Below are 12512 nucleotides of genomic sequence, written 5' to 3'. Positions count from 1 at the left end.
TTATATTGATTATTATAATAATCAGAGAATTAAAATAAAATTAAAAGGATTAACTCCTGCAGAATACAGGAATCAATCCTTAAATTAAATATTAAATTTCATGTCCAAGAAAATGGGTTCACTACAGTTTAACCTCTTTTTTTTTATGTTATAATGAAGGGGCTAATTAGGTAGAAGAAAACTTAAAATATTATGGAGGCTAAATATGAAAAAAGTTTTAACAATTGCAGGGTCAGATAGTTGTGGTGGAGCTGGAATTCAGGCAGATTTAAAAGCTATGAGTGCAATGGGAGTTTACGGAATGAGTGTTATTACTGCAGTAACAGCCCAAAATACAATGGGAGTTTTTGCAGTGGAAGAAATGTCTAAAGAAATAATAGAAAATCAAATAAGAGTTATATTTGAAGATATAGAGGTAGATGCTGTTAAAATAGGTATGCTATCAAGTAGTGAAATAATAGAAACAATAGGACGGGCTTTAAAAAAATATAAAGCTAAAAATATAATAATAGATCCAGTTATGGTTTCCAAAAGTGAATATAAATTATTAAAGGATGAAGCTATTGAAGCTTTGAAAAAATTCATATGTCTAGGGAAATTAATAACACCTAATATTCCAGAAGGGGAGATATTATCTGGAATGAAAATTGAAAATGAAGATGATATGATAGAGGCATCTAAAAGAATTCAAAAATTAGGAGCTAAAAATGTGTTGATGAAGGGCGGGCATAGATCTGACAATTGTACAGATATTCTTGTGCTTGAAAATGGAAAAATAGTAAAATTTGATGGAATTAGAATAGATACTAAAAATACTCATGGAACAGGATGTACCCTATCTTCAACTATAGCTTCATTAATAGGAAAAGGATATTCAATAGAAGAAAGTGTAAAAATAGGAAAGGAATATATTACAGAGGCTATTAAAAATTCATTTCCAATAGGACATGGTGTTGGTCCAGTTGGACATTTTGTAGATTTATATAAAAAAGCAGGAGTTAGTTATGAATAAAAAGGATATAGATTATTCTTTGTATCTAGTTACAGATAGGGATATATTAAAGGGAAGAGATTTAAATAAAGCAGTTGAAGAAAGTATTTTAGGGGGAGTAACTGTAGTACAGCTTAGAGAAAAACATATTAGTGATGAAGAATTTTTAAAAATTGCTAAGGAATTAAAAAAAGTTACAGATAAATATAGTATTCCTTTTATTATTAATGATAATGTTGAAATTGCTAAATTAGTTGATGCAACTGGTGTTCATATAGGTCAAAAGGATTATAAATTAGATCACGCTAGAAAGATACTAGGGAAAGATAAAGTGATAGGAGTTTCAGTTGGAAATTTAGAAGAAGCTAAATTAGCTCAAAAGGGTGGAGCTGATTATGTTGGAATAGGGACTATATTTTTTACAGCAACTAAAAGTGATATTAATGAACCTCTTGAGATAAAAGGCTTAAAAAAAATTGTAGAAGGAATAGATATACCTAATGTTGCAATTGGAGGGATACATTTAAATAATATAAATCAAGTAATTAATACTGGAACCAATGGTGTGGCAATAGTATCTGAAATATTAAGTAAAAAAGATATAAAAAAAGCAAGTGAAACATTGTTATCTTATATAAAAGGAGAGTAAAAATGGAAGAAAAATTATTAGGAAATGTAATTGAAAAAATAAGAGAAAAAAATCCCATTATATTTCATATAACAAATTTAGTTACTATAAATGATTGTGCAAACATAACTTTGGCATTGGGAGCTTCTCCTTTAATGTCTTTCTGTGAGGAAGAGTTAGAAGATATTCTTTCCTTTTCATCAGCTTTGATATTAAATATAGGAACAATGGATAAAGCTATGAGAAAAATGGCAGTAAAAGCAGGGAAAGTAGCAAATAAATTAGGAAAACCAGTTGTATTAGATCCAGTTGGAGCAGGGGCATCAAAGGCAAGAATGGATTTAGTGACAAAGTTAATAAAAAATGTTAATTTTGCAGTGATAAAGGGTAATATGGCTGAAATAAAATCAATAGCAGGAATAAAAAATGAAAATAATAAAGGTGTAGACTCTATTGAAGAATTTGAAAATGCAGAAGACATTGCTATTAATTTAGCAAAGAGATTAAATACTGTAATAGCCTTAACTGGTAAAGAAGATATAGTGACAGATGGGAAAAGAATTGCTAAAATAAATAATGGAACTCCTATTCTTGGAAAAGTAACAGGAACAGGGTGTATGACAGCTTCTTTAATAGGAAGTGTTTGTGCAGTGGAAGAGGACTATTTCTTAGGAGCAACAGTTGGAGTTTCCATAATGGGTATTTCAGGAGAAATTGCAGAATCAAGATTAACTGAAGGGCAAGGAAATTCTAGTTTAAGAGTTTGGATTATTGATAGTGTTTATAATATGACAAGGGAAACATTTAATTTTAAAAATCAAATAGAATTAAACTTATAATTAAAATTTTAAAATCATCTTTATATTTATATGGTATATATGATATAATGTTTAGTAATTAAAAAAAGAATCATTGAAATAAATTAAAAAATTAAGGAGGGGAAATATGCATATATCACAAAGAGCTTCAACAATGAACTATTCACCAATAAGAAAGTTGATACCACTAGCCGATGCAGCGAAAGCTCAAGGTGTAACAGTTTATGCTCTAAATATAGGACAACCTAATATTGTAACTCCCGATACATTTTTTACAGCACTACATAGTTTTAGTGATAAAATTGTAAAATATTCAGATTCAAGAGGATTAGAAAAATTGAGAGAGAGTTTTAAAGCAAGTTATGAAAAAATGGATACATTTTTTGATAAAGAAGAAATTTTAATAACTCAAGGTGGTAGTGAAGCGATATTTTTTACAATGATGGCTATTTGTAATGAGGGAGATAATGTTTTAATTCCCGAACCCTTTTATTCCAATTATTCAAGTTTTTGTAAGTTTGCAGGGGCTGTTGTAAAACCAATAGAAACAACTATTGAAACAAAATTTCATTTACCAAGTAGAGAAGTAATTGAAAATTTAATAGATGAAAAAACAAGGGCGATTATGATATCAAATCCAGTTAATCCAACAGGAGCTGTGTATACAAAAGAAGAAATATATATGCTAGGGGAAATTGCAGAAAAGTATGATATATACATAATTGCAGATGAAGTATATAAACAATTTATATATGACGATGTTGAATATTTTTCATTCACTCACATTCCAGAAATAGAAAATAGAGTTGTTTTAGTGGATAGTATTTCTAAACATTACAGTGCATGTGGTGCTAGAATAGGATTAATAGCCACTAAAAATCAAGAGTTGTTAAAAGAAATTTTAAAGTTTTGTCAAGCAAGGCTTTGTGTATCAACAATTGAACAACATGCTGCATCTAATTTAATAAATACAATGGAAAGCTATGTTGAGGATGTTAGAGAAAAATATAAAAACAGAAGAGATCTTTTATTTAACTATTTGGAAAAAATGCCAGGGGTGGTTTGTTCAAAACCTTGTGGGGCATTTTATGCCTTTGCTAAATTGCCAGTTGATAGTTCAGAAAAATTTGCAAAATGGTTACTTGAAGAATACAGATATAATAATCAAACTGTATTAATTGCTCCAGGACCAGGTTTTTATCAAACAGAGGGAAAAGGAGAACAAGAGGTTAGATTTTCTTTTTGTACAAATGTAGATGATATTGAAAATGCAATGATAATATTAAGAAGAGCATTAAAAGTTTATAGAGAAGATGTAATGGGATTAATAGAAGAATAACTAATAAGGAGAAAATAATGAAAATAGGATTTGATCATAATAAATATCTTGAGGAGCAGTCAAAATTCATAGTAGAAAGAGTTAATAACTATGATAAACTTTATTTGGAATTTGGAGGGAAATTATTTTATGACTTACATGCTAAAAGAGTTCTTCCAGGTTTTGATGAAAATGCAAAAATAAAATTATTACATAAATTAAAAGAGAAAGTTGAAGTTATAATTTGTGTATATGCTGGAGATATTGAAAGAAATAAAATTAGAGGAGATTTTGGAATTACTTATGACATGGATGTTCTAAGACTTATTGATGATTTAAGAACTTTTGAATTGCAAGTTAATAGTGTAGTAATTACAAGATTTGATGATCAACCAGCTACAACAGTATTTATAAACAAATTGCAACAAAGAGGAATAAAAGTTTATAAACATAGAGCAACAAAGGGATATCCTACAGAAGTAGATACAATTGTTAGTGAAGAGGGATATGGGAAAAATCCTTATATAGAAACAACAAAACCAATAGTTGTAGTTACTGCTCCAGGACCTGGTTCTGGAAAGTTAGCAACTTGTTTGAGCCAATTATATCATGAAGATAAAAGAGGAAAAAAAGCAGGATATTCAAAATTTGAAACATTTCCAGTTTGGAATGTACCTTTAAAACATCCTCTAAATATAGCTTATGAATCAGCAACAGTGGATTTACAAGATGTTAATTTAATAGACTCTTTCCATTTGGAAGCATATGATGAAATAGCTATAAATTACAATAGAGATATTGAAGCATTTCCTGTTTTAAAAAGAATAATTGAAAAAATCACAGGGAAAGCATCTGAATTTAAATCTCCAACTGATATGGGAGTTAATAGAGTAGGATATGGAATTATAGATGATGAGGTAGTAAGAGAAGCTTCTAATCAAGAAATAATAAGAAGATATTTAAAAACAGGTTGTGAATATAAAAAAGGTTATGCTGATAAAAAGTCCTTAGAAAGAGCTAAACTTATAATGGAAGAAGTTAATTTAAAAGAAGAGGATAGAAAAGTTTTAGTAGCAGCAAGGGAAAGACTTTTAAAATTAGATGATAGTTTTAATGAAAAATCAACAGTTGCTATAGAACTAGAAGATGGGAAAATAATCACAGGAAAAGCTTCTGAAACAATGTGTGCTCCAGCTTCAGCAGTTTTAAATGCAATTAAATATTATGCTGGAATAGATGATGCCATTCATTTAATTTCAGAAGAAATAACTAAACCAATTATAGAATTAAAAATGAATAATTTTAGAAATAAAAACACTCAACTTAATTGTGAAGAAGTTTTAATTGCATTAAAAATATGTGCAGTTACAGATGAAAGAGCAGCAAAAGCTATTAATGAATTGAGCAAATTAAGAGGTTGCCAAGCTCATTCAACAACAATTTTAGGAAAAAATGACGATCAATTAATGGGGAAAATTGGACTTGAAATGACTTGTGACTCAGTTTTCTCTAGTGAAAATTTATATTATAATGCATTATAATTAATATGAAAAACAAAAATATCAGTACCCTTATTCTAGGTGCTGGTATTTTTTTAGTATAGAGAGATAATATATATATTAAATATAGTATGTTAAATTATTATATACAAAAAAGATGTGAAATTCTTGACAAAAGTAAAATTATGAGGTATAAATAAATTACAAGAGGAGGATGAGTATAGAGGGGAAGATAGAAAATTAAAATTATTTTGGAGGTGAGTCCAATGAAATAATTAATATTATATTTATTCCATTAAAAACACAATTGAATATAGAATTAAAAGTAAGAAAAATGAATTAATCAAAAAGTAATTTGTGAACTTTAGAATCAAAAAAGTAATTTATGAACCTTAAAATCAAAAAAGTAATTTATGAACCTTAGAATCAAAAAAGTAAAATAAAATTTTTAATTTCTTATTTTAGGAAATAGTTAGCTTTGTTAGTAGTTGTTTTTTAAATTAGTTTTTCTTTTGAAACAGGACTAGAATTCTATATATGAATCAGTCATAAAACAATAGATGAGAAATATCAAAGAAGGAAAAATTAAGTAAGAAGAGTATCATAAATGGGGTAAATATATGGTAGCAAGTTAACGTATAGATGTGTATATTCAGTGGATATGTCTTAGGAAAGGCAGGTGAGTTGCAAAATCGAAATATCATAAAGGGCTATTTAAGTTGTAATAACTTGGATAGCCCTTTTTTTTATATGAAAAATAAATTGAAAAAATTGAATTTTAAAAATATAAATGATAAAATAAGAATACCCATAAAGAGAGGGGAAATAAATTTATAGAGGTGATTTATGAAACATGTGATAGAAGGCAGACAATATGAGACAACAAAATTAGTTTTTTTAAAAGCTGTAAATGATTTATATCCAGAATATGAGGTAGAGTTACAAAATTCTTTAAACAATGGCTCTTATGGGGAAATATATAAGAATGAAAAATTAATTGTTTTAGAATCTGAAGATTATAATAAAATACACAAAAAAATGGATGAAATAGTTTCAAGGGATATACCTATTAATTTAATAACAGAGAACAGTGAAGATTTAAAATTAAAAGCAAAGGCTATAGAGAGAAAGGATATTAAATCCTTACTTGAAAATTGTGGATGGTCAAAAATAAAAGAAGTGGAAATAGAAGGATATAGAGATTATTTTTATATATGTCCTGGGAAATCCACAGGTATAGTTAAAGATTTCAAAATATATAAATATCATAATGGTTTTATATTGAAAACTCCAATGGAAGTGTTCAATTGGAAAGTAGCTCCATTAAAGGATACTCCTAAAATATCAAAAGCATTTAAAGAAGGACATTTATGGGAAAGAATAATGGGGATAAATTATGCAGGAAGTATAAATAAAAAAATATTTGATAATGAGATATTAGAGTTAATATTATTAAATGAAACCCTACATAATAAAAAAATTGGGAAAATTTCAGATGAAATAATAAAGAAAAAAGGTGTTAGAATAGTAACCATTGCAGGACCATCATCATCAGGGAAAACAACTTTTTCCAAAAAATTATTACTTAATTTAAAAACAAGTGGAATTGATACCCTGGCTATTTCTCTAGATGATTATTACATAGGAAGAGAAAATGTTCCTTTAGATGAAAATGGACAAAAAGATTTTGAAACAATAGAAGCTTTAGATATAAAATTACTTAATGAAAATCTAAAAGATTTAATAAATGGATTGGACACGGAGTTACCTTTATATGATTTTTATACAGGGGAAAGAAAGAAAAAAACTAGAAAAGTAAAACTTCCTAAGGATGCAATCATTATAATAGAAGGTATACATGGGTTAAATGATGAATTAACTAAATATATTCCTAGGGAACAAAAATTTAAAATATACATAAGTTGTTTAACTCAAACTAACATGGATATGCATAACAGAGTACACACTACAGATGTTAGAAAAATTAGAAGAATAGTTAGGGATAGCATATCAAGAAAAACTCCAGGGGAAGAAACATTAGCTATGTGGCATTCCATAAGAAAAGGGGAAGAAAAATGGATATTTCCATTTCAAGAAGATGCAGATGAAATTTTTAATTCAAGTTTAAGTTATGAATTATGTATTCTTAAACCATATGCTTTAAAAGAATTAATGAAAATAAGTGTAGATTCACCTGAGTATGATGAAGCTAAAAAATTAGCAGATTTGCTAAGTTGTTTTATAACAGTTGATCAATCTATAGTTCCTACAAATTCCATATTAAAAGAATTTATAGGAGGAAGTGTATTCTATAAATATTAGAGAAAGTGGGGATAAATGTGGAAATTTTAAAAAAAGGATTAAAAGTTTTCAAAAATTTTTTCAAACATTTTTTTGTTGAGGTGGTAAAGGCTTTTTTTAAGTTAATTATATTAGGTCTAGTTATATTAGGAATAACTAAATATGTAAAGGATCAACAGAAATTACCTCCTATAGAAAATAAAACATATGTGGTAATAGAAATGCCAAAGGTTTTAGGAGAGAGCAAAACAAAAACATTATTTGATTTAAATCATCAAGAAAATTTCTACGATTTTTTAAAAGAGTTAAATATAATAAAAAAAGATAAGAGAGTTAAGGGATTAATATTAAAATTAAATAATTATGGTTTAAATAGAGCTCAAACAGAGGAAGTAAAAATAAAAATAAGAGAATTGAGAAAAGAAGGGAAAGTAATATACGCTTATTTAGACTATATAAATAATAGAAATTACTCATTAGCCTTAGAAGCAAAAAGTATAATTATTCCAAATACAAATTTTTTAATATCTGAAATATCTGGATATAGCAGCAATTATCCATATTACAAAACTTTAGGAGATAACCTAGGGTTAGAGGCTGAAATTATTCATATTGGAGATTTTAAAAGTTATGGAGAGAACTATAAAAATACTCATATGAGTAAAGAATTTAGTGAAAATACTAGAAGAATATACAACAAGCTTTATGAAAATTATGTTGGTGATATTGCAAGAAAGAGACATTTAGAAAAGGCTGAAATAAATAAAAAAATTCTATCAGGAGATTTTATAATGTCTTCAGCTGATAATTTAAAGGATAATAAATTAGTAGATCAAGTTATTTATTATGAAGATTTTTTAGCTAAAAATGAAATTAGCAATTACCTTTCTAAAGGTGAATATTTAGCAAGATATTATCAAGAGAAAAAAGCAGAAAAGAAATCAGAGGAAAATGAGATAGCAATATTATATCTTGAAGGAAATATTGTATTAAATGATAATTCTAAAAAAGTGGAAAAAATTATAACTCCAGAATCTGTAAAAGAAAAGTTGAGAATTATAGATAAAGATAAAAGAATAAAAGGCGTTGTTTTAAGGGTGAATTCTCCAGGAGGTTCTGCCTTAGCCTCAGATTTAATATATAAATCATTGAAAGAATTTAAAAAGCCAGTATATGTATCCATGGGAGGAGTAGCAGCCTCAGGGGGATATTTCATTTCAGCTGCAGGGGACAAAATTTATGCAGACAAGGAAAGTATAACAGGGTCAATAGGTGTAGTTACAATAATTCCAAATGCATCAAAATTATTGAAAAAAATAGGAATTAATTATGATCAAATAACAAATAATAAATATGATACAAGTATGGGAATATATAGAAAATTATCCCCTGAAATGAAAAATAAAATTTATAATTCTAGTATAGGTTCTTATAATGAATTTTTGTCAAAAATGTCAATTAGTAGAAAAATGAAAATTTCTGATGTGGAAAAAATAGCTGGAGGAAGGGTTTGGCTAGGAAGTGAAGCAAAAGAAATAGGACTTATTGATGAGATAGGGGGCTTGGAAAAAGCTATAAGTGACTTGGCTTTGAAGTTAGATATAAATGACTATAAAGTTGTAGAGACAATAAGACAAGAAAAATTTGAATCTTTATTAAAAACAATACTTCCAAAATATATATTTAAAGATATTATTGGAAATGATTTATTAATTAATGAATTTAAAAATATGAAAGAATTTACATTACAAGAAGAACTTTTGAGAAGACCTATTTTATATGCTACAGATACAAAATTTTAAATTTTATTTCAATAGTTTTAAAAATTATGATATAATCAAAAAGTAGTTTAAGAATAAAAAATTAGGGGGGAATATAGTGGTTAGAAAATTAAAATCTGCTAAAAATGGTGGAAACCAAATGGATATAGTAAAAAAAGCTCAAATTATGCAACAAGAAATGTTGAAAATTCAAGAAGGTTTAAAAGAAAAAGAAGTTGAATCTTCAGTTGGTGGAGGAGCAGTAGTTATAAAAGCTAATGGTCAAAAGGAAGTTTTAAGTGTTTCTCTTTCTGATGAGATAGTAAAAGAAGCTGCAGAAGATAAAGAAATGTTAGAAGACTTAATTCTTTCAGCTGTTACTGAAGTTATCAGACAAGCAGAAGAGCTATCTGAAAAAGAAATGTCATCTGTAACTGGAGGAATGAATATTCCAGGATTATTCTAATTAAAACTTATAGAATGAAACATAAAAAGTGTTAATGCATATATGTATTGGCACTTTTTTTAATACTAAAATTATGATATAATATCTAGTATATGAAAAAAGATTAAATAATGTTTTAAATAAAGATTTTAGGAGATTATAAAATGTATAAATTTTATGGAATATTGTTATATTTTATTTTAAGAATTATAAAAATGACTCTAAAAATAAGAATAATAGAAGAGGAAAAAATTGATAGTAAAGAAACTTATGTATGTGGATTTTGGCATAATAAATTGGCAATATCTCTATTTTGTCTAGGGGAATTAGATAAAAAAGTGGGTCTTGCTAGTCCTTCTAAAGATGGAGAGTTAATAGCTACTCCCCTTGAAATGATGGGATATAAAATAGTGAGAGGATCTTCAGGTAGAGACTCTATTAAAAGTGTTGTTAAAATGGTTAAACTAGTTAAAGAAGGATATACCTTAGGTACTCCTTTAGACGGACCAAAGGGTCCAGTATTTAGGGCAAAAAAAGGAATGATATATATTGCTCAAAAAACAGGAAAGCCTTTCATATGTCTAGGTGGAGCCTATAGTAAAAAATGGGTTTTTTCAAAAGCTTGGGATAAATTTCAATTACCAAAACCATTTTCAGAGGTAGTTTGCGTTATTGGAGAAAGAATGTATATTCCTGAGGGAGAAAACATAAAAAAATATCAACAAATAGCAGAAGAAGAATTAAAAAGACTTAATTTAAAAGCAGAAAAAGCATTAAGAAAATAAATAAGAATATATTCACAAAAAATTAGGAGGAAATAATGAATAATAAATTTTATATAACAACACCAATATACTATGTAAATGGTGATCCTCACGTTGGTAGTGCTTATACTACAATAGCTGCAGACACAATGGCAAGATATAAAAAAACAGCAGGATATGACGTATTTTTTTTAACAGGTACTGATGAACATGGTCAAAAAGTTGAAGAAACAGCAAAGGCTAAAGGTCTATCACCTCAAGCTTGGACAGATAAAATGGCTCCAAGATTTAAAGAAATGTGGACAGCTTTAAATGTTAAAAATGATGATTTCATAAGAACAACAGAAGAAAGACATAAAAAAGCAGTTACAAAAATTCTAAAGACTGTATATGAAAAGGGAGATATTTATAAAGGAGATTATGAAGGAAAATATTGTGTTTCTTGTGAAACATTTGTTCCTGAAAATCAAGTTGGAGAAGGGGATACTTGTCCAGATTGTGGGAAACCTTTAAGAATAGTAAAAGAGGAATCATATTTCTTTAAAATGTCAAAATATCAAGATGCTCTATTAAAACATATAGATGAAAATCCTGATTTCATACTACCTCATTCAAGAAGAAACGAAGTGACATCTTTTATTAAACAAGGATTACAGGATTTATCAATATCTAGAAATACTTTCGAATGGGGAATTCCTATAGAATTTGCACCTGGGCACATAACTTATGTTTGGTTTGATGCTTTAACAAACTATTTAACAGCAGTTGGATATGAAAATAATGTTGAGAATTTTGAAGAAAGATGGACAAATGGAGAAGTAGTTCATCTTTTAGGAAAAGATATAGTTAGATTCCATGCTATTATTTGGCCTTGTATGCTACTTTCAGCAGGAATTAAATTACCTGATAAAATAGTTGCCCATGGTTGGTGGACATCTGAAGGAGAAAAAATGTCAAAATCTAAAGGAAATGTTGTTTCCCCTTTAGATGAAATAAAAAAATATGGTGTAGATGCATTTAGATACTACCTATTAAAGGAAGTTTCATTTGGAAATGATGGAGATTATTCTGAAAAAGCAATTATGACTAAGATAAATGCAGATTTAGCAAATGATTTAGGGAATCTATTAAATAGAACCCTAGGAATGTACAAAAAATATTTTGGAGAAAATATAGTAGGAAATGCTGAATATGATGAAATAGATAATAGTGTAAAAGAATTGTTTGCTGATATTTTAGTGAAGATAGATGATCACATGTCAAGATTGGAATTTTCAAGAGCTTTAGAATTAATTTGGAAATTTATTTCTAGAATGAATAAATATGTGGATGAAACTTCACCTTGGTTACTTGTGAAAGATAAAGAAAAACAACAAAGATTAGCAGGAGTAATGAATATTTTAGTTGAATCTTTGTATAAAATAGCAGTTTTAATTTCTCCATATATGCCAGAAGCAGCTCAAAAAATATGGACTCAATTGGGATTTGAAGAAAATATAGAAGAAGCTCTTTTGGAAAATATAAAAGAATGGGGATTATTAAAAGAGGGACATAAATTAGGAGAAGCAACACCTATTTTCCCAAGATTAGAAATAAAAAAAGAAGATAAAGAAAAAAATCCAATAAATAAAAATTTAAAAATAGAAAATCCAATAAATATTGATGAATTTTCAAAAGTTGAATTAAAAGTTGTTGAAATATTAGAAGTTGATAAAGTGAAAGATTCAGACAGACTTTTAAAATTTAAAGTAAAAGATAAAAAAAATATAAGACAGATAGTTTCAGGAGTTGCTAAATATTATCCAGACTATAAAGAATTAGTAGGAAAAAAAGTAATGGCAGTATTAAACTTAGAACCAGTTGAATTAAAGGGAGAAATATCTCAAGGTATGCTTCTTAGTACAGAGGAAAAGAAAAGAATTAAACTAGTTGAAATTGATGCTTCTGTAAAAGTTGGGTCCAAGGTAAAATAAGTATAGAGATAATGA

Annotated in this window: 11 protein-coding genes; all 11 read left to right on the top strand. The window is 27.6% G+C overall.

From position 1 onward, the window contains the following. Positions 1-88, top strand: an 88-nt coding sequence (locus tag GIL12_RS07040; protein WP_163469728.1) for an IS3 family transposase, incomplete at its 5' end; no start/stop codon positions are given. Positions 89-205: 117 nt separating this feature from the next. Then, positions 206-1012: a bifunctional hydroxymethylpyrimidine kinase/phosphomethylpyrimidine kinase gene (thiD, locus tag GIL12_RS07035; RefSeq protein WP_163469796.1), complete on the top strand. Its 807-nt coding sequence runs from the start codon at positions 206-208 to the stop codon at positions 1010-1012. After that, complete coding sequence (gene thiE, locus GIL12_RS07030; protein ID WP_163469795.1) at positions 1005-1640, top strand: thiamine phosphate synthase; 636 nt, start codon at positions 1005-1007, stop codon at positions 1638-1640. The genes thiD and thiE overlap by 8 nt, the downstream gene beginning before the upstream one ends. Before the next feature lie 2 nt (positions 1641-1642). After that, entirely contained in the window at positions 1643-2458 is an 816-nt protein-coding gene (thiM, locus tag GIL12_RS07025) for a hydroxyethylthiazole kinase (RefSeq protein WP_163469794.1), read from the top strand. A gap of 106 nt (positions 2459-2564) precedes the next feature. Then, on the top strand, positions 2565-3776 hold the full coding sequence (locus GIL12_RS07020) for a pyridoxal phosphate-dependent aminotransferase (protein WP_163469793.1): 1212 nt from the start codon (positions 2565-2567) through the stop codon (positions 3774-3776). A gap of 17 nt (positions 3777-3793) precedes the next feature. Further along, positions 3794-5296 (top strand): DUF1846 domain-containing protein, encoded by a 1503-nt coding sequence (locus tag GIL12_RS07015; protein ID WP_163469792.1) that lies wholly within the window; start codon positions 3794-3796, stop codon positions 5294-5296. A gap of 804 nt (positions 5297-6100) precedes the next feature. After that, positions 6101-7576: a uridine kinase gene (locus GIL12_RS07010; RefSeq protein ID WP_163469791.1), complete on the top strand. Its 1476-nt coding sequence runs from the start codon at positions 6101-6103 to the stop codon at positions 7574-7576. A 17-nt stretch (positions 7577-7593) separates the two neighbouring features. Then, the gene (sppA, locus tag GIL12_RS07005) at positions 7594-9357 is read left to right on the top strand and encodes a signal peptide peptidase SppA (RefSeq protein WP_163469790.1); all 1764 of its coding nucleotides are present in this window, start codon (positions 7594-7596) and stop codon (positions 9355-9357) included. Between the two features lie 76 nt (positions 9358-9433). Further along, positions 9434-9781, top strand: coding sequence for a YbaB/EbfC family nucleoid-associated protein (locus tag GIL12_RS07000; protein ID WP_163469789.1), 348 nt, complete (start codon positions 9434-9436; stop codon positions 9779-9781). A gap of 143 nt (positions 9782-9924) precedes the next feature. Then, a complete protein-coding gene (locus GIL12_RS06995) occupies positions 9925-10545 on the top strand; it encodes a lysophospholipid acyltransferase family protein (protein ID WP_163469788.1) in 621 nt (206 codons plus the stop codon). Positions 10546-10580: 35 nt separating this feature from the next. Next, positions 10581-12497 (top strand): methionine--tRNA ligase, encoded by a 1917-nt coding sequence (gene metG / locus GIL12_RS06990; protein WP_163469787.1) that lies wholly within the window; start codon positions 10581-10583, stop codon positions 12495-12497. Positions 12498-12512 lie beyond the last annotated feature (15 nt).

The organism is Fusobacterium sp. IOR10, assembly GCF_010367435.1.
Taxonomy (GTDB): Bacteria; Fusobacteriota; Fusobacteriia; order Fusobacteriales; family Fusobacteriaceae; genus Fusobacterium_B.
The sequence above is the reverse complement of the archived record's forward strand: the minus strand, read 5'-3'. Positions and strand labels throughout refer to the sequence as shown.